At 59.5% G+C, this 18,425-nt stretch carries 22 protein-coding genes; 2 read left to right on the forward strand and 20 right to left on the reverse strand.

From position 1 onward, the window contains the following. Window positions 1-29 precede the first annotated feature (29 nt). Genes K0B93_RS05000 through ccmA form a run of 8 tightly spaced genes read right to left on the reverse strand, consistent with a single transcriptional unit; the run spans window position 30 to window position 5,940 of the window. The gene (locus K0B93_RS05000; protein ID WP_219866162.1) at window positions 30-509 is read right to left on the reverse strand and encodes a cytochrome c-type biogenesis protein; all 480 of its coding nucleotides are present in this window, start codon (window positions 507-509) and stop codon (window positions 30-32) included. Continuing rightward, entirely contained in the window at window positions 509-1,045 is a 537-nt protein-coding gene (locus K0B93_RS05005; RefSeq protein WP_219866163.1) for a DsbE family thiol:disulfide interchange protein, read from the reverse strand. The genes K0B93_RS05000 and K0B93_RS05005 overlap by 1 nt, the downstream gene beginning before the upstream one ends. Next, window positions 1,042-3,045, reverse strand: coding sequence for a heme lyase CcmF/NrfE family subunit (locus K0B93_RS05010; protein ID WP_219866164.1), 2,004 nt, complete (start codon window positions 3,043-3,045; stop codon window positions 1,042-1,044). The genes K0B93_RS05005 and K0B93_RS05010 overlap by 4 nt, the downstream gene beginning before the upstream one ends. A gap of 39 nt (window positions 3,046-3,084) precedes the next feature. Beyond that, the gene (gene ccmE / locus K0B93_RS05015; protein WP_219866165.1) at window positions 3,085-3,555 is read right to left on the reverse strand and encodes a cytochrome c maturation protein CcmE; all 471 of its coding nucleotides are present in this window, start codon (window positions 3,553-3,555) and stop codon (window positions 3,085-3,087) included. 14 nt (window positions 3,556-3,569) lie between these two features. Next, window positions 3,570-3,806, reverse strand: coding sequence for a heme exporter protein CcmD (gene ccmD / locus K0B93_RS05020; protein WP_219866166.1), 237 nt, complete (start codon window positions 3,804-3,806; stop codon window positions 3,570-3,572). A 3-nt stretch (window positions 3,807-3,809) separates the two neighbouring features. Further along, window positions 3,810-4,553 carry a heme ABC transporter permease CcmC gene (gene ccmC, locus K0B93_RS05025; protein ID WP_219866167.1) on the reverse strand — a complete coding sequence of 248 codons (744 nt, stop codon included), beginning with the start codon at window positions 4,551-4,553 and terminating at the stop codon, window positions 3,810-3,812. 33 nt (window positions 4,554-4,586) lie between these two features. Continuing rightward, window positions 4,587-5,312 (reverse strand): heme exporter protein CcmB, encoded by a 726-nt coding sequence (gene ccmB, locus K0B93_RS05030; protein ID WP_219866168.1) that lies wholly within the window; start codon window positions 5,310-5,312, stop codon window positions 4,587-4,589. Further along, window positions 5,302-5,940, reverse strand: a complete 639-nt coding sequence (ccmA, locus tag K0B93_RS05035) for a cytochrome c biogenesis heme-transporting ATPase CcmA (protein WP_219866169.1) — start codon at window positions 5,938-5,940, stop codon at window positions 5,302-5,304. The genes ccmB and ccmA overlap by 11 nt, the downstream gene beginning before the upstream one ends. Before the next feature lie 160 nt (window positions 5,941-6,100). On the opposite strand from ccmA, the gene K0B93_RS05040 reads away from it, so the two are divergent. Together K0B93_RS05040 and K0B93_RS05045 are read left to right on the forward strand one after the other, a co-directional pair. Further along, complete coding sequence (locus K0B93_RS05040) at window positions 6,101-7,456, forward strand: flagellar hook-length control protein FliK (RefSeq protein WP_219866170.1); 1,356 nt, start codon at window positions 6,101-6,103, stop codon at window positions 7,454-7,456. Further along, window positions 7,453-7,761 (forward strand): EscU/YscU/HrcU family type III secretion system export apparatus switch protein, encoded by a 309-nt coding sequence (locus K0B93_RS05045; RefSeq protein ID WP_219866171.1) that lies wholly within the window; start codon window positions 7,453-7,455, stop codon window positions 7,759-7,761. Before K0B93_RS05040 ends, K0B93_RS05045 begins: the two co-directional genes overlap by 4 nt. Window positions 7,762-7,788: 27 nt before the next feature. Here the strand turns inward: K0B93_RS05045 and K0B93_RS05050 are convergent, their stop codons facing one another. From K0B93_RS05050 to K0B93_RS05105, 12 genes are all read right to left on the reverse strand, one after another. Continuing rightward, window positions 7,789-8,181, reverse strand: a complete 393-nt coding sequence (locus tag K0B93_RS05050) for a DUF2802 domain-containing protein (protein ID WP_219866172.1) — start codon at window positions 8,179-8,181, stop codon at window positions 7,789-7,791. A 69-nt stretch (window positions 8,182-8,250) separates the two neighbouring features. Then, window positions 8,251-8,739: a chemotaxis protein CheW gene (locus tag K0B93_RS05055; RefSeq protein ID WP_219866173.1), complete on the reverse strand. Its 489-nt coding sequence runs from the start codon at window positions 8,737-8,739 to the stop codon at window positions 8,251-8,253. Window positions 8,740-8,872: 133 nt separating this feature from the next. After that, entirely contained in the window at window positions 8,873-9,664 is a 792-nt protein-coding gene (locus K0B93_RS05060) for a chemotaxis protein CheW (RefSeq protein ID WP_219866174.1), read from the reverse strand. Then, complete coding sequence (locus tag K0B93_RS05065) at window positions 9,657-10,454, reverse strand: ParA family protein (protein WP_219866175.1); 798 nt, start codon at window positions 10,452-10,454, stop codon at window positions 9,657-9,659. Before K0B93_RS05065 ends, K0B93_RS05060 begins: the two co-directional genes overlap by 8 nt. 206 nt (window positions 10,455-10,660) lie before the next feature. Continuing rightward, a complete protein-coding gene (gene motD / locus K0B93_RS05070) occupies window positions 10,661-11,443 on the reverse strand; it encodes a flagellar motor protein MotD (protein WP_219866176.1) in 783 nt (260 codons plus the stop codon). An 18-nt stretch (window positions 11,444-11,461) separates the two neighbouring features. Continuing rightward, the gene (locus tag K0B93_RS05075) at window positions 11,462-12,202 is read right to left on the reverse strand and encodes a flagellar motor protein (RefSeq protein WP_219866177.1); all 741 of its coding nucleotides are present in this window, start codon (window positions 12,200-12,202) and stop codon (window positions 11,462-11,464) included. Next, window positions 12,202-13,356 (reverse strand): protein-glutamate methylesterase/protein-glutamine glutaminase, encoded by a 1,155-nt coding sequence (locus K0B93_RS05080; protein WP_219866178.1) that lies wholly within the window; start codon window positions 13,354-13,356, stop codon window positions 12,202-12,204. The genes K0B93_RS05075 and K0B93_RS05080 overlap by 1 nt, the downstream gene beginning before the upstream one ends. A 46-nt stretch (window positions 13,357-13,402) precedes the next feature. Beyond that, complete coding sequence (locus K0B93_RS05085; RefSeq protein ID WP_219866179.1) at window positions 13,403-15,445, reverse strand: chemotaxis protein CheA; 2,043 nt, start codon at window positions 15,443-15,445, stop codon at window positions 13,403-13,405. Between the two features lie 17 nt (window positions 15,446-15,462). Next, a complete protein-coding gene (locus tag K0B93_RS05090; protein ID WP_219866180.1) occupies window positions 15,463-16,248 on the reverse strand; it encodes a protein phosphatase CheZ in 786 nt (261 codons plus the stop codon). Window positions 16,249-16,268: 20 nt separating this feature from the next. Continuing rightward, window positions 16,269-16,652, reverse strand: a complete 384-nt coding sequence (gene cheY, locus K0B93_RS05095; RefSeq protein WP_219866181.1) for a chemotaxis response regulator CheY — start codon at window positions 16,650-16,652, stop codon at window positions 16,269-16,271. 162 nt (window positions 16,653-16,814) lie between these two features. After that, the gene (locus K0B93_RS05100) at window positions 16,815-17,558 is read right to left on the reverse strand and encodes an RNA polymerase sigma factor FliA (RefSeq protein WP_219866182.1); all 744 of its coding nucleotides are present in this window, start codon (window positions 17,556-17,558) and stop codon (window positions 16,815-16,817) included. A gap of 30 nt (window positions 17,559-17,588) precedes the next feature. After that, complete coding sequence (locus tag K0B93_RS05105) at window positions 17,589-18,401, reverse strand: MinD/ParA family protein (protein ID WP_219866183.1); 813 nt, start codon at window positions 18,399-18,401, stop codon at window positions 17,589-17,591. Window positions 18,402-18,425 lie beyond the last annotated feature (24 nt).

Raw genomic sequence — 18,425 nt, forward strand, 5'->3', positions numbered from 1 at the left:
AGTCATGGGTAAAGCAGAGAAGGGTTGAGTCAGGCGTTTGTGTCCCGGTCACCCTCTGCAAGAATCTTTTCCACCCGGGCTTTCTCTTCCGGGGTCAGAGCGGTCTGCTCAGCGTTACCGCGCCGGGAACGAATCACCACAATGGTAACCATCAGCAGCCCGCCGAGGACTGCGATAGCGGGCGTCGCCCAAAGCAGGATGGTGCGTTTTTCGACTTCCGGTTTGTAGAGAATGAACTCGCCGAACCGGGCAACCAGGGCATCAATAATCTCCCGGTCGGTCGCGCCCTCACTCATCATACGATACACCTCCGCTCGCATATCCTTGGAGATCGGAGCATTCGAATCGGCAATGTTCTGGTTCTGGCACTTGGGACAGCGCAACTCCTCAATCAGATTCTGAAACCGCTGCTCCTGCTCCACGGTTCGGAAATCATAGACATCGGCCACCTCTGCGGTCGCCACCCCAGACAACCCAGTCAGCAGCATGACGAACAGAAGATGCCTCATCAACCGTTCCCCCGGGCGTCGTTGATCACGGGCAGCAAGGTTTCTTGCCATACCTGCTTGTTCACCACGCCAACGTGGCGGTAACGAACCACGCCTGACGCATCGATCACAAAGGTTTCCGGCGCCCCATAGACACCCAGATCAAAGCCCAGTGTTCCCTTGGGGTCGTAGATTGTCTTGCGGTAGGGATTCCCGAGACGCTCCAGCCAGACCAGTGCGTCTGCCCGATTGTCCTTATAATTCAGCCCGACAATCGAGATGCCCTTATCCTGGGCCAGCCACATGAGGTCATCGTGTTCGTCACGGCAGGCCGGGCACCATGTCCCCCAGACGTTCAACAGCTGCACTTCACCACGAAGCAGGCTCTCGTCCAGCTCCGCCTCCGGGTTATTGAGGTCCTTCAGGCTGAAAGCGGGCACCGGCTTACCCACCAGGGCGGACTCCAGTTTGGTGGGATCCTTCCCGATACCGGCGAACAGGACAACCCCCAGGACCACCGCAATCAACAGGGGAAGGAACAGAAAAAACCGCTTCATGACAAAGCTCCAGCAGGATCATCAGACTGACGAGCGGTGTCTTCCCTGGCGCCCTCACGTACCCCGGCCCGCTCACGAATACGGTAACGGCGGTCAGAAATGGCAAGGAAGCCTCCCGCCGCCATGAACACTGCACCCAACCACAGCCAACGGACCAGCGGCTTGTACTGGAGGCGGATTGCCCAGGCCTGGTCTGAGATGCGCTCTCCAATGGCAACGAAAATGTCCCGGAACAGTCCGGCATCGATGTCCGCCTCGGTCATGACGCTCATACCCACCGAATACTGGCGTTTCTCCGGATGCAGGTCAGCGACCTGCTCGCCGTCCAGGATCACGTCAAAGCTGCCATATTGGGCGGTAAAGTTAGGTCCCTGGCGCTCGCCTATCTCGCGAAAGACAAATTGATAATCTCCAACCGTGGCGACATCTCCCGGCACCATCCGGACATCTCGCTCGATTCCGTAATTGGACACCACCGTGGCACCGGCCATGGTAATGGCCAGGCCGAGGTGGCCGAGGACCATGCCGTAGTAGCTTCGGGACTGGCGCTTAAGGCCGTGGAGCCGGCCCTTGCGGGACGAGGATTTGTCCAGAAGATCCCAGAATGTGGCTACCGCCACCCACATGGCGGAAAAGATCCCGGCAAAGGCCCAGGGTTTGAATCCCCCGTAACCGATCAGAACGGCTGTGCTTGCTACCAGGCTGATGGCCAGGGGCCACAGCAGTTTGCGCCCGAGCCAGCCACCGTCGGTCTTTTTCCAACGCGAGAAGATACCGGTGCCGAGCAGCAGTCCGGTGGCTACTGCCAGCGGGCTGAAGGTGAGGTTGAAGAAGGGTTCGCCAATGGACAATCTGCCCATATCCAGATAATCCAATACCAGCGGATACAGAGTACCCACGGCCACCAGCAGGGTGGCCGAGACCAGCAGCACATTGTTGAGCAGCAGGAATATCTCCCGTGAGAGGGTACCGTAACGCGACCGGACATGGACTACGGGCGCGCGGAAGGCATAGAGCGTCAGGCTGGCGATAACGGTGACCGCCAGCAAGGCTAGCAGGAACACCCCCCGCTCCGGGTCCGACGCGAAGGCGTGCACCGACGTCAGGACCCCCGAGCGCACCAGGAAGGTCCCCAGCAGACTCAGCGCAAAGGTAACGATCGCGAGCAGTACCGTCCAGCTTTTGAACACACCGCGTTTTTCGGTCACCGCCAGGGAATGCATCAGTGCGGTCCCAGAGAGCCAGGGCAGGAGCGAGGCATTCTCAACCGGATCCCAGAACCACCAGCCGCCCCAACCGAGCTCGTAGTAGGCCCACCAACTGCCGAGGGCAATACCGACCGACAGAAATGCCCAGGCCACCGTCGTCCAGGGCCGCGACCACCGGGCCCAGGCCGCATCCAGCCGACCGTTCATCAGCGCGGCAATCGCAAAGGCAAACGCCACGGAAAAACCGACATAGCCCATGTACAGCATCGGCGGATGAACAATCAGGCCAAAGTCCTGCAACAGCGGGTTCAGATCCGCTCCGTCAGCCGGTATGTTCGGCAACAGGCGATCAAACGGATTGGACGTAATAATAATGAACAGGAGGAAGCCGACAGCGACCATCCCCAGAACCGACAGAACCTGGGAGATCATCACAGTCGGCAAGCGCCGGCTGAAGACGGCCACGGCCATCGTCCAACCCGCCAGCATCAGTATCCACAACAGCAATGACCCTTCATGACCACCCCAGACCGCACTGAACTTGAAGTACCAGGGCAGCAGGCTGTTGCTGTTGTTGGCCACATAGGCAACAGAAAAATCATCCGTCAGGAAGGCGTGGGTCAGCACCGCGAACGCCAGTGCGATGAATACAAACAGTCCGGTTGCCAGGGGGCGGGCAAATGCCTGCAGGTTATCCCGCCCGGCTATAGAACCTACCAGAGGCACGACGGAAAGGAGCACTGCCAGCAACAGCGCGAGAATCAGTGCGAGCTGTCCGAGTTCCGGATACATCAAAGCCCTCCAGCCAACTGGCTGTTCGTTAAGTGGTGATCAGTAAGCGGGTGCGTCGCCAGCCTTGCTTGGCTGCTGCCCGTTCTTCGCCGATTTCGCCAACGCGTCGGCCACTTCCGGTGGCATATAGTTCTCGTCGTGTTTCGCCAGCACCTGGTCCGCAACAAAGCGACCTTGACCGTTCAACTGGCCCATGGCAACAACACCCTGACCCTCGGCGAACAGATCCGGCAGGATACCAACGTATTCCACCGGCACTGACGCGTTGAAATCGGTTACCCGGAACTCGACCTTCAGGCTGTTCGGGTCGCGAATCACAGACCCTTCCTCAACCATGCCACCGGCGCGAATCCGCACGTCCACCGGTGCCTCACCTGCCGAGATCTGGGTCGGATCATAGAACAGGTTGATGTTCTGACGAAGCGCGTAGGTGGTCAGACCTACCGCAATGGCAATTCCTGCGACGAGGAATAAAACAATGGTCAGCCGCTTCTTACGGATCGGGTGCATTCAGTATCTGCCCTTCAGTCTTGGGAAACATTAACTCGAGTGAACGTGGCCGCTGCCCGGGTTGTGGCACCAACATCCCTGCTCTCGAGGGATTCATAGCGCCGACGGCACGATTCGATGACCGCCCGGCGACGGCGAACCGACCAGACCATCATTACCGCCATCAGCACGAAAAAAGCACCGTAACAGGTCCATACGTAAGGACCATGCCCGTCCATCGACAGGAAGGCCGCGAGTGATTCGAACGCCATAAATCAGGTCCTCCCAGCCATAACATGCTCTCTTACCCAACGCGTGCGTTGTTCGCGGACCAGAATCTCGGTTTGCATGCGCAGGCAGGCGAGCCAGCCAAACACCAGATACAGACCCAGCACGGACAATAACAGTGGCACCCACATTTCGGCCGGCATGGTTGGTTTTTCGGTCAGCTTGAAGGTCGCCGGCTGGTGCAGAGTATTCCACCACTCCACCGAATACTTGATGATAGGGATATTCACCACTCCAACCAAGACCAGAACCGCCACCGCCCGGGCCGCCGATTTCTCATCGTTTATGGCCCGGTCGAGGGCAATCACTCCACCGTAAAGGAACAACAGAATCAGCATGGACGTGAGCCGGGCATCCCAGATCCACCAGGTTCCCCAGGTTGGTTTGCCCCAGACCGCACCGGTGAAGAGCGCCAGAAAGGTCAGAACCAGGCCAACAGGTGCCACGGCTTTGACAAAGACGTCGGCCAGCTTCATTCGCCAAACCAGGGTGACGACGGCGGCCACAGCCATCATGATGTACACGGATTGAGCAAGGAATGCTGTTGGTACATGGATAAAGATAATGCGATAACTGTTGCCCTGAAGATAATCTTTGGGCGCAAACCCCAGCCCCCAGACGATGCCCGCCATCATCAGCAGTACCCCACCTGCCAGCAGCCAGGGCATTAACCGGGTCGCAATCCCGAAAAACCATTTGGGTGACCCCAGTTTATGAAAAATCTGCCACATCAGTTGGATACCCTAAAAATCATCAACATCTTCCTAGCTGTTTGACAGGCTTATTCTCAACGCCGCCGAGGCCGCAAACGGCGCCAGCGTGATCGCCAGGACCAGGAAAGCCCCCAGCAGCGCCAGGTAAGCGGCCACCGGCGCGCCTTCGGTAGCCGCAGCGACCGTACCTGTGCCGAAAATCAGGACAGGAATGTACAGCGGAATGATCAGCAGGGACAAGAGCACACCCGCCGAACGCAAACCGAGGGTCAAGGCTGCACCAATGGACCCGATCAGACTCAGCACCGGCGTACCAATCAGCAGCGTTAGACACAAAACTGCAATGGAGTTCCCTTCCAGATGAACCATTACCCCAAGAACCGGAGCCAGGAGCACCAGCGGCAACCCGGTCAGCGTCCAATGCGCCAGCGTTTTCGCCAGAACCAGCAAAAACAGCGGTTGCGGCTGAAGCACCAGTTGCTCCAGGGTGCCATCATCAAAATCGTGGCGGAACAGATGATCCAGCGACAATAACACTGACAACAGCGCCGCCACCCACAGGATACCCGCACCCGCTTCCCGGAGAAATGACACTTCCGGGCTAACACCAAGGGGGAAGAGTGTCACCACCATGACGAAGAAGAGCAGCGGGTTGAGCAGGTCCTGACGCTGCCGAAAGGCCACTTTCATATCCCGGCTGAACACGGCCTTCATGGATGCCATGTTGCCAACCCCGGAACTCAGAGGTTTGATCAGGGGACGGGTCTCAGCATTCATCGTCTGACTCCCCGCCCAGGACAATGCGTTGCATACCTGGCAACTGCAGATCGTGATGGGTGGTTACAACCACCGCCCCGCCCTCTTCCGCGCGATGCTGCAGCAGGGTTTCGATGGCGCGGACGCCGTCTGCATCAATTGCCGTGAAGACCTCATCCAGCAGCCAGAGTGGCTCGTCGGCAATCAACAGACGAGCGAGCGCCACCCGGCGCTGCTGCCCCGCTGACAGCTTCCGGCAGGGAACCTCCTGAAAACCATCCAGTCCGGTCCCGGCCAGCGCCTGGTGCAACACTGTATCGGCCACCGGTCGGCGGGATGCCGTCAGCGCCCGGAGGTTTTCCATTGGTGTCAGCAATGCTTTTATTCCGGGCCGGTGGCCCAGGTAGAGCATGTTGCGGAGAAACTCTTCCCGGTGGATTACCCGAGACTGCCCGCGCCAGAGCAGCTCACCCGACCAGGCATCGTTGAGCCCCGCCAGGATCCGGAGCAGCGTGGTTTTACCGGTGCCATTGGCACCCTCGACACGGGTCACCGTACCGGGCAGTATGGAAAACGAAAGGTCACGGAACAGTATCCGCTCACCTCGTTCACACTGCAGATTGGCAGCCTGTAGTAACGGCTCAGACATCAGGGCCCCGTAACCAGGACGATGCACGCTCATACGGCATCGGGTGCATTCAAGACTGACGCGGCGGGTGCAGACATTATTCACGGTAAGACTCGCCAGCGCGGCGTATTATAACGAAAGCGCTTGCGGATTACTCTTTTCCAACATCAAATCGATCGCGATGAAACTACCGACTGGCCAACAACCGCCCCAACCCGCCGGGCAAACCCCGATCTCACCGGCCCGCGCGGCAACGGTGAATGCGGCAGGCGCGGACAACCCGCAGCCCTCTGCGCGACAACAGCTTGATGCGCTGCAGCTGGCCAACCGGCAAGCCACACTGGCACGGGTCGCCGAAATCATCAATCGTCAGGGCCAGGCGACTTCCGAGGTGTTGCTGGACGTCCGCGGCAAATCACTGCTGGTCGAAGCCGCCATTGGCAACACCAGACTGGAAACCGGTGACTGGGTCAAGGTCATGCGGGCCGGCAATGAACTCCAGTTGATGGGAAAATTGGCACCGGCACAGGAAACCGGAATCGCCCGGGCCCTGGTTCAGCACATGCCCTGGCAGCAGAATCTGGAGGGCGGACTCACGAAATTGCTGGCCAGCCTGAGCCAGGGGTTGAAACCAGACCCGAGTCCCGGCCAGTTGCCCTCTGCCAGACCGTCCCAACCCTTGCCTGAGGCGGCCCGCCAGAGCATCCAGCAGGTGCTCGCCCGCCTGCCCGCAAGCGCCAGTCTCATGCCCGGCAGCGGACGTCAGGAGCAACCACTGCAACAGATCAAACAATGGATCGCCGAAAGCGGCCTGTTTGCCGAATCGAGGCTGGTTCAAACCCCATCGGCCACATTGCCGGATCTGAAACTGGCAGTCGGGCGAGTCATTACAGCCCTCCTGACCCAGCAGGGAAACGGTCCGGAGCACTTTAACCGGCTGACGCCACTGGCCAGCCCGGAACTCGTTCAGGCCCCCCTGAACTTTCCCCAGGCCAGCCCCCGGGCACCGGCTCAATCCGCCAACGGCGAAGCTACCACCGTCGGCCAGATGCTCCGACTACTGGCGGGCATGCTGAACCGGATTACCGTGAATCAGCTCCACAGCCAGGTTCTGACGGCGAGGACCGGCGGTGACGCACCGGCGCCCCTGTCTACCCTGCTGCTGGAGCTGCCATGGGTCACCCCCCAGAACGAACCGCGGGTTGCGCAGTTGCGCCTCGAACAGTATCCCGAGGACCGCGGAACCCAGGAGCAACAGCACAAGGCCTCCGTCAGCGAATGGCGACTCTCGCTGGCCATGGACCTGGATGAAGCCGGCCCCCTGCACTTTGACGTGGCACTGCGCCAGCAATCGGTCAGCGCCCGGGTCTGGGCCGAGAAGCAGAGCACTCTGCGACAGGTTAACGAGGAATTACCCTTGCTCAGGCAGAGCCTGACTGACCTGGGGCTGGACGTGACCGATCTGGAGTGTCGAAGAGGCACCCCGCAGGCTTCGGCCACACGCCTTGAACACAGACTGGTGGACACAAGAGCATGACCGACCGAACCAATGAACACGGCGCCAACGCTGCGGTCGCACTGAAGTACGATGGCGAACAGGCACCGATCATTGCCGCGACCGGTACCCATGAACTGGCGGAGGAAATTGTCCGGATAGCCCGGGAGCACAATGTTCCGCTTTATGAGAACGCCGAATTGGCCAGCATCCTGGCCCGACTCTCGCTCAATGAAGAAATTCCGGAGAGCCTGTACCGGGTGATCGCCGAGATACTGGCATTCGCCTTCCACATCCGGGGCCGGACACCCGACGATGCCCGACCCGCAAACCGGGAAAGCGACTGAGCGCGCTCCGAAGATTCTAAGGTGGGGTTACGCCGCCTGTCGCCGTTTCAAGGCGGATACCAGTTCGGCTTCGGGGCGGGAGATACCGCAGGTATTCATGAGGTCGTCGATATCGGCACCCAGGTCCACTAAGCGGGAGGCCTCGTCGTAGGAGATTCGCAGCGGGTCGTTCTGGCGCATCTCGTCCAGTGTGGTTCTCAGTTCGTGAAGCTGTCGTTCGCAGGCGACCAGCCGCTGGCCAACGCCGACGCTGCCGCTGGTGGTCGCGTGCAGTTCCCGGCCAAGGATATCGCAGCGGTCCTTGAGCGAGGATTTCAGCTGCCGGATCTGGCGTCCGTGAACAACGCCCTGAACCAGAACCAGTGACAAGGCCGCAACAGTCAGCCCCCAGGGAAGATAGGACGGAATTTCTGCAAACATGACGGACGTCTCCCGTGATTTATGACGAAAGGCGTCCATCCGAGGCACTGCCAGGCGAGGAGTTCCCGGTTACAGTGCGGCGATTTCAGCCCATTCGTTCTCTGACAACATTTTGTCGAATTCAACCAGGATGATCAGCTCACCATCCTTGTTGCACACGCCCTGGATAAACTTGGCACTTTCCTCATTACCCACGTTCGGTGCAGTCTCAATTTCGCTGGACTTCAGGTAGACCACTTCGGCCACGGAATCCACCAGAATACCCATGACCTGATTGTCCGATTCCATCACCACAATTCGGGTCGCATCGTTCACTTCCGCGTCCGCCAGTCCAAACCGGCGCCGGGTATCGATGACCGTGACGACGTTGCCCCGCAGATTGATGATCCCGAGGACATAATCGGGGGCACCCGGGACCGGGGCTATCTCCGTGTACCTCAGCACTTCCTGGATCTGCATGACATTCAGGCCGTAGGTCTCGTCATCCAGACGGAAGGTCACGTACTGCAGTACCTGATCGTCCTGGACCTGATTGTGTTGTCCGCTCGGGGATGCCATAGCACTGTGTCTCCTGTGTGGCTGCCCGACGGGCAACCTGATCGTCAAAAAATCATCATCAGTGCCCAATACTATATTTATGGGCACAAACCGTGCCAGCGCGGCACAGTTTCAATCGGTAACCGGTTTTTTCTCAACTCAGGTCGAGATGGTGTTCACGCTCGGCCCTGACGAGAAGGTCGGCCATGGTGCGCACATCGATCAGGGCGCACATATGGTCAATGACCGTTCCGGCCAGCCAGGGTCGCTTACTGCGAGAGGTACGCCAGCGCACCTCATCCGGCTTCAGCGTGAAGGACTGCGCCACGTCGTCGCAGGCCAGACCCCAGTCGCTGTTGTCCAGACGGATGACAAACCGGTAGTTGTCACGGGCATTGTCCGGCACCCGACCCGCCATGATCCATTCAGCCGTATCCACCACCCTCAGGTTCTGGTCGCGATCGGGTCGAATGCCCATGTACCAGCGGGGGCTTCCCGGAATCGGCCGGATGCCTTCCTCGATACGGTGGATGGCACCCAGCAGAATCAGGGGCACCGCCAACTGCAGGCCGGCCACAGTAAAGATCAGACACTCAAACGGCGCACCGGACCAGTCCGGCCGGGATGGCGGTTCAGATACGGCCGGCTGCAGATCGGCTTCCGGACTGGCAACAACCTCGGGTTCCGGCGGTTCTGGAGCAGGCGACTCGACAACGCTCGGTGCCGGGACCGGCTTTTCCATCACCTTCGGACTGGCTTTACGGGTTTCAGGTTGTGTCTGCGGAACGGTTTTCACCGGCGCTTTGGCCCCGGCCTCCCGCGGCGGAGCTTCAACGGCCGACTCCTCGCGCAGCGCAGTATCCGTCGCGGTATGCAGCAGGTCATCCAGGTAACTGGCAATGGCGTTGGCCGGATCAGACAGCCTCGTCAAATTTTCGTCAGGCATGCTGACGCTCCTTCACGGAACCCGTTCGGGCAAGCAAATCCTCCAACAGGTGGGCATAGGCTCGAACTCCGTGGGTTGCCGCGTCGAGCGCAGACGGAACAACGCCAGACTGGCTGGCATCCCGGAACTTGGTATCCACGGGCACGGCAAACCGCCAGAGGCTGTCAGCGTAGGTCTTGCGTAACAGGTTGAGGCTCTTTACTGACGCCTGGGTCCGGCGATCATAGAGGGTCGGCACTATGGTGTAGGGCAACTCGTTTTTCTGGGATCGCATGATCATTTTCAGGGTATGCAGCATCCGCTCAAGCCCCTTGATCGCCAGGAACTCGGTCTGGACCGGAATCACCAGATGCTGGGCCGCCGCCAAAGCGTTCACCATCAACACCCCGAGCGACGGCGTATTGTCCAGGAGCACGTAATCGAAATCGTCCCATAACTGCGCAAGGGCCCGCGAGACAATCAGGCCCATGCCCTCAACCCCCACCATCCGGCGCTCCAACGTCGCCAAAGCGGTACTGGCCGGAAGCAGCGACAACCCGCTACAGCTCGTCTCGGTGATAAGCTGGGCCGGAAGCCCCTCGGGCACCTTGCCCTGATGCTGGAACAGGTCGAAGACACTATGGGCAATGGTATCCGGATCGTATCCGAACCAGCTCGTGAGTGAGCCGTGGGGATCCAGATCCACCACAAGCACACGCTCGCCGCGTTCGGCCAGCAAACCACCCAACGCAACCACGGATGTGGTTTTACCCACACCGCCCTTCTGATTGGCTACAGCCCAGATTCGCACGCTTGTTTCTCCAGAGAAAACGTCATTGCAGCCCGACTCACACTCACTGCATTCCGGTTTATCGGCCGGTTCATACGCAACTTGACCCTCGCAAGCCTGCAAAATGAGATCAAACGGCAAACGCTTGCCGGCCTTGAATAATTGCCCCGGATCAATACAGGAACCGTGCCAAGGCAGCTATCCGCATGTGCCGCGTACCGCGCGGCTCAACGCATAGCACCACGGACACTTGCGTCACGGGAAATGAGGAGAACAACCCTTCGATTTCGCCGTCGGCCTTCATCGGTATCATTGCGGGCGACCGGCTGGAACCGGCCGTAGCCAACCGCCGCCAGGCGTTCCGGTTCGATGCCCTCAATCGTCAACATTCTCACCACCGCGGCGGCCCGGGCGGCTGAGAGCTCCCAGTTGGAGGGGAATCGTGGGGTATTGATGGGCTGGTTGTCGGTAAAGCCTTCCACCTTGACCGCGTTATCACGATTGCGCAGAACCCGGGCCACCTTCTGCACGACGTCAAAGGCGTCGTAATGGGGTTCGGCATCTCCGCTTCCGAATAAAAGACTGTTCGGCAGACTGAGTTCCAGCCAGTGGTCGCTGGTTTCCATCGTCACCACACCCTGTTCGATCAGTTCGTCGAACTCCAGGGCCAGCTGGTCGGCCATGGTCTGCAGGGCTTCGGCTCGGGCCTGGGCGTCGCTCTCGGAATTGCGGGCAGCCTCGGTGACCGCCGGCGGAATCACGGCCTCGGAGGGCGTATCGAGAGAATGCTTCGGCTGCTCGCCCACCTCGATCGGCTCAACCGATCGTTGCGGCGCATTGAATACGCCAGTCAGGGTTTCGGATAGAACCTTGTACTTGCCCTCGTTAACGGAGGAAACGGAGTACATGACGACAAAAAAAGCGAACAGCAGGGTGATGAAATCCGCGTAGGAAATCAGCCAGCGCTCCTTGTTGTGGAGATCTTCTTGGGACTGCCTACGCCGCCGCATAAGTTGGCCTGATCATCGTTACTGCAGGAAGCCCCGCAGTCGCATTTCAATGGATTTCGGGTTTTCACCATCAGCGATCGCAATGATGCCGTCGATCATCATGTCCTGGTACCGGGTGCGGTCGCGGATGATGCCCCTCAACTTGTTCGCCACGGGAAAAAACAGCAGGTTTGCCAGGGCGACGCCGTATATGGTCGCAACGAAGGCAGTGGCAATCCCGCTGCCCAGCGACTGGGGATCTTCCAGATTGGTCATGACCTGGATCAGCCCCATCACCGCGCCGATGATGCCGATGGTGGGTGAGTACCCGCCCATGGCCTCGAAAACCCGCGCCGATTCCAGATCCCGTTGCTCCCGGGACTCCAGATCGACTTCCATGATGCTGCGGATGGTCTCGGTCTCGGCGCCGTCAACCAGCAACTGGAGCCCCTTCTGGGCAAACTGTTCGGGTTCGCGCTCGGCCAGCCCCTCAAGACCAAGCAGGCCTTGCTTGCGGGCTTTCACACTCCAGTCAATGACCTTGCCGATGCCATCCTCCATACTGATGAAGGGTGGCACGAATACCCAGCGGGCCTGTCCGAATGCCCGCTTCAACACCGGCCAGGACGTCTGCAGAATCGTCGCGGCAAACGTACCGCCAACCACAATCAACGCTGCCGGACCGTTAAACAGGGAGCCCAGGGCCCCACCCTCCAGCAGGTTGCCACCAAGGATGGCGGCAAAAGCGAGTACAACTCCCAGCAGGCTCAGGATATCCATCAGGAAACGCCCTCAATCAGTCGCGGTCCGATTTCCTCGAGCGCCAGAACTTCGTCACTGAGACCGGCCCTGGCCACGGCCATCGGCATGCCATAGATGACCGAGGTTTTCTCGTCCTGGGACCAGATGTCAGACCCGGTCTGCTTCATCATCCGGCAGCCGTCCTTGCCATCCGAGCCCATGCCCGTAAGGATCACGCCAAGGGTTTTACCGGGAAAGCTGCGGGCCAGGGACCCGAAGGTGACGTCGACGCAGGGCTTGTAGTTGAGGCGTTCATCGCCGGGCAGGATTCGAACCCTGGCCTGACCGCCGCGATTTTCGATCATCATCTGTTTACCGCCCGGAGCCAGGAGGGCCAGGCCGGGCCTGAGCACGTCCCCGTCTTCCGCCTGGCGCACCTGGATCCTGCACAGTTTATCGAGGCGCTCGGCAAAAGCCGGCGTGAAACTGGCGGGCATGTGCTGGACCAGCACAATCGGCGCGGGAAACGACGACGGCAACGATGTCAGCACTCGCTGCAGGGCCACTGGCCCGCCGGTGGAGGTGCCGATACCAACCACACTGTAGTGCTTGGCGGAACCGCGTCGGGCCGGACGTCTGGGCGCCTCGGGGTTGGCAGCCGGCTGCGCGGGTCTGGGAACGTTAGCCGGGCGCGCAGTGGCGGCCGAGGATGGGCGCGGGCGCAAGGGTGCCGTCTCGTGCCCGCTCGGAACGGACGGCGCTTTGCCAGGAGCGGGTTTCGGCCGCGCTCCGGGCCGGCTTTGAGCCACATCCAGAATGCGATCAATGAGGATTTTTTGCAGCTGACTGCTGTCCCTCGCGATTTCCTCGAAGTTCTTGGGCAGGAAGTCCACTGCCCCCGCCTCCAGGGCATCCAGAGTAACCCGGGCGCCCTCGTAGGTAAGGGAGGAGAACATCAGCACCGGCACGGGGTGATTCTTCATGATTTCCCGAACCGCCGAAATGCCATCCATTACCGGCATCTCGTAATCCATGGTGATGACATCCGGCCGCAGCTTCTCGGCCAGTTCCACACCCTCACGGCCGTTGGTGGCGGCTCCCACCACCCGGATCTGGCCCGAGCCGGTCAAAATTTCCGTCAGCCGTTTTCGAAAGAACCCTGAATCATCCACGACCAGGACAGAAACTGTCATCCATTTCTCCTAACGAAGTCCAATCTCTCGCCCCACCCTGACAGCGTCAGCTGTAATGTTGCAGCAGGCTGGGAACATCAATAATCAGGGCAATCCGCCCGTCGCCCGTAATGGTGGCCCCGGCCATGCCCGGGGTACCCTGGAGCGCCCGGCCCAGAGGCTTGATAACGACCTCTTCCTGTCCCACCAGTTGATCGACCACAAAACCCACCTGCTTGGTGCCCATGGCCACGATCACGACGTGGGCATTGTCCGGCTCGTCCTCACGGGCGGCGTTTTTCACCAGCCACCGCTTGATGTGGAACAGCGGGAACACCTTGTCCCGCACAACGATACATTCACGCCCATCGACAATATTGGTCTTGGTCAGATCCAGGTGGAAAATCTCCACCACGTTGACGAGCGGCAGCGCAAACGACTGGTCTCCGAGCATGATCATCAGCGTTGGCATGATCGCCAGGGTGAGCGGAACCTTGATGATGATCCGGGAGCCCTTGCCCAACTTCGACACAATGTTGATCTGGCCATTGAGCTGGCCGATCTTGGTCTTGACCACGTCCATGCCGACGCCGCGACCGGACACGTCCGAGATCTGCTCCTTGGTGGAAAAGCCGGCGGAGAAGATCAGGTTGAAACACTCGCTTTCGGTCAGCCGGTCGGCCACATCCTGTTCGTAGATGCCCTTCTCAACGGCCTTACGGCGCAGCACTTCCGGGTCCATGCCCGCACCATCGTCATCGATGGACAGGAGAATGTGATCCCCTTCCTGCTCGGCTGACAGGGTAACGGTACCCTGCCGCGGCTTGCCTGCTTTCTCACGAACATCCGGCGCTTCGATACCATGATCGACAGAGTTCCTCACCAGGTGAACCAGGGGATCCGAAAGCGCCTCCACCAGATTCTTGTCCAGATCGGTCTCTTCCCCGTGCATCACGAGGTTCACTTCTTTCTTCAGGCTTCGGGCCAGGTCGCGGACCACGCGGGGGAACCGGCCAAATACTTTCTTGATAGGCTGCATCCGTGTCTGCATGACGGCGGCCTGCAGATCGGTAGTCACCACATCAAGGTTGGACACCGCTTTGTGCATGTGCTCGTCTTCACTCGCCGCACCCAGGCGTTGCAGGCGGTTTCGCACCAGCACCAGTTCGCCGACCATGTTCATGATGTCGTCAAGGCGCTTGGTATCGACCCGTACCGTGGTCTCGGCAGCCGGCGCCGTCTCCCGGGCCGGTGCAGCGGCCTTGGCCGCAGGCGCTTTCGGCGCTGCACCGGACGAAGGCCCAGATCCGGGCACCTTGCCCGAGTCAGTTGCCGTGGGCCCGCCGCCCTTACCGTGCAGTTCGTCCAGGAGCTTTTCGAACTCATCGTCGGTGATCAGATCATCGCCTTTGCCCGAAGACGCCTGCTCGTCCGGGCTGGCATCGGCGGCTGGCTCACCCGCCGCCGGAGCGCCGGCAAACTGACCTTTGCCATGCAGCTGGTCCAGCAGGGCCTCGAATTCGTCATCGGTGATGTCATCATCACCGGCCCCGCCCGCCGACGCCTTGGCAGACTCACCGGAACCGGCGGGCTGACCCTGGGCCGCGTCGCCGCCGTCGTGAAGCGCATCCAGCAACTGTTCAAATTCATCGTCGGTGATATCACCGCAGTCATCCGGACTGTCCTGACGAAGGTCCGCGGGTTGTTGTCCGGCGTCGCCCTCCGGTTGTGCAAAAGCATCCAGGGCGGCAATCAGCGCATCCGGAGCGGGTGTCAGCTCCTCATGATTCCTGACCTGCTCGAACATGGCGTTGACGTGATCGAGGGTCTCAAGCACCACGTCCATCAGGTCTGAATCTACCTTACGCTTGTGATTACGCAGGATATCGAACACATTCTCGGCAGAGTGGCAGCAATTCACCAGGGCATCGAGCTGGAGGAAGCCTGCGCCACCCTTTACCGTATGAAAGCCGCGGAAAATGGCATTCAACAGATCACTGTCGTCCGGGTGTCGCTCAAGATCGACCAGTTGCTCCGACAGCTTCTCGAGAATTTCACCGGCCTCCACGAGGAAGTCCTGCAAAATCTCGTCATCAGCATCAAACGCCATGCGTAGTCCTCATTAATTCAGAATCCGAGACTGGACAGCAGATCATCGACGTCGTCCTGTCCCGAAACTACATCTTCACGCTCATCAGCCTTGATCTGCGGTCCTACGCCCTGTTCCGCCGAAACCTGAGTCTCGTCAATCTGGTGCACGGTGCCGGTGATCTGGTCCACATGGCTCGCCATTACCACGAGGCTGAGCATCTGTTCCTCTACTTCCTTCACCAGGGTCGTGACCTTCTGGATCACCTGTCCCGTGAGGTCCTGAAAATCCTGGGCCAGCAAAATTTCCGAGAGGTTGTTGTATATGGTGTCGGCGTCCGTCGTCAGGCCGGCAAAAAAACGGTCGATGCGCCCGTAAAGCTCCCGAAACTCTGAGGGCTGCATTTCGCGCCGGCGCAAACGCTGCCACTCATCCCGGAGCGCCGAAGCCTCATCGCGAACGGTGTGGGCCACCGGCATGGTCTCTTCAACCAGATCCATGGTGCGGTTGGCCGCCTGGCTGGTCATTCGAACCACATACTCGAGCCGGTCCGAGGCGTCGGTCATCTTCGACAGCGCTTCCTGCTGTTCCGCGCTGCGTGGATCCACCTGGAAATTCCGGATGGCTTCGTGGAGACTGCGGGTCAACCGACCAACTTCACGGTAGAGACTTTGATCCCTGACCTCGCTGAGCTCATTGATCACGGTCATCGCCTGGGCAAAATCTCCGGCCTTCACGCTTTCGGCCAGCTCCGCACTCTGGCGCTGCAACTGCTCTGTCACCTCCGGATCGAGGCTCCGATGGTTCTTGTTGCTATTGCTCATGAGAGCCATGCGACCTCAGGTTACTGAATGCGTTCGAAGATTTTCTCAATCTTTTCCTTGAGGACCGCTGCCGTGAACGGCTTGACCACATAGCCATTCACGCCGGCCTGGGCGGCAGCCACGATCTGGTCCCGCTTGGCTTCCGCCGTTACCATCAGCACCGGTAACGTCTTCAGATTTTCATCGGCGCGCACGGCTTTGAGCAGATCGAACCCGGACATCCCCGGCATGTTCCAATCCGTTACCAGAAAATCGTACTTGCCACTCTTCAGCATCGGCAGCGCGGTGTTGCCGTCATCGGCTTCATCGGTATTGCTGAAGCCCAAATCTCGCAGCAGGTTCTTGATGATCCGTCGCATTGTGGAAAAGTCATCCACAATCAGGATTTTCATGTTCTTGTCCAATGGGACCTCCAGTTGGTAACACCCGGAATTCGTTTGACCTTCGAGTTCGAAATCTAGCAGGCCGCTGTTTGAAGCACTTATTGTCTGATCTTTGGTGTCCGTGTAAAGCGCCGGTTACCAAAAGCTACAGAGCTCTATGAACCGGACACAGGGAGCACTCATTCAGTCGTCTGCGTCGCGACGCCAGTCTGCAAGGCGCCCACGCAATCTGAGTGCGGCCTGGCTGTGAATCTGACTGACACGGCTCTCACTCACTCCCAGAACAGCACCGATTTCCTTGAGGTTCAGCTCTTCCTGGTAATACAGGCTCAACACCAGCTTTTCGCGTTCGGGCAAGTCTTCAATGGCTTCAGCCAGATTGCGCCGGAAGGCGTCGGATGCCAGACCGTCCAGCGGATTATCACTGGTCTCTGCCTCTTCTATCGGCAGCTCCCCGGATTCATTGAGCTCATCCAGACTAAAAAGTCGTCCGCTGTTCGCGTCGGAAAGTGAGGCATGGTATTCGGATAACTCCATGCCCAGTTCCTGCGCGACTTCGAGGTCCTGGGCTTCGCGACCGAGACGGTCTTCAACGGCCTTGATGGCCTGGGATATCCGGCGGGCATTTCGGTGGACGGAACGGGGCACCCAGTCGCCTTTGCGGATCTCATCCACCATGGCGCCCCTGATCCGAATACCAGCATAGGTTTCGAAGGTGGCGCCCTTGGTCGAGCTGTAGCGTTGTGCGGATTCGAGCAGTCCGATCATGCCGGCCTGCATCAGGTCTTCCAACTGCACCGAAGCAGGCAGCCTGGCCATGAGATGAAGGGCTATTTTCTTGACCAGCGGTGCATGCTCTTCAATGAGCCGCGAAGGGCTTTTCGCATCAGACTGCTGATAGATTCCCAGATGTTTCGCCAATGTCATGTATCCGGTGTTGTTTTGACTGGATCAGATTCAGACTTGGACGAGCCGCTCTACAAAGAACTCCAGATGGCCTCGTGGCGAGGACGGTAACGGCCAGTTGTCCACTTTATCGGCCAAGGCCTTGATCGCCAGGGACGCCTTGGCGCGGGGATAGGCGTCCAGCACCGCCCGCTGCCGCTGCACCGCTTTTTTGACGGCTTCGTCGTAGGGCACCATACCCACATATTGCAATGCGACATCAAGGAAGCGCTCGGTCACCCGGCTCAGTTTCTCAAACAGGTGGCGGCCTTCCTGCTCATTTCGCACCTGGTTCGCCAGGATACGAAAACGGTTTGTGCCGTACTCCCGATTCATCAGCTTGATCAGGGCGTAGGCATCGGTGATGGAGGTAGGTTCGTCGCAGACGACAAAAAGGAGCTCCTGCGATGCCCGGAGGAAACTGACAACGGATTCGGAAATACCCGCTGCGGTATCGACGATCAGTACGTCAATCTGGTCACCCAGCTCACTGAAGGCGTTGATCAGTCCAGCGTGTTCCATCGGGCTGAGGTGGGTCATGCGCTGGGTGCCCGATGAGGCCGGAACAATCTTGACTCCACCTGGCCCGCTGACCAGTATGTCCTTGAGTTCGCACTCGCCGGAAAGCACATCGGCAATATTCCGGCTGGCCGTTATTCCGAGCAGGACATCGATGTTGGCCAGGCCGAGATCGGCATCCAGAATCACCACCCGGCGACCTTTCTGCGCCAGGGCAATTCCAAGGTTAACCGACACGTTACTCTTGCCGACCCCACCCTTGCCGCCGGAAACCGCAATCACCTGTACCGGATGTGCTTTGCTCATGTTGATTCTTGTCTCTCGCCAGTT

It is taken from the genome of Marinobacter sp. F4218 (assembly GCF_019443085.1).
Classification (GTDB): Bacteria; Pseudomonadota; Gammaproteobacteria; order Pseudomonadales; family Oleiphilaceae; genus Marinobacter; species Marinobacter albus.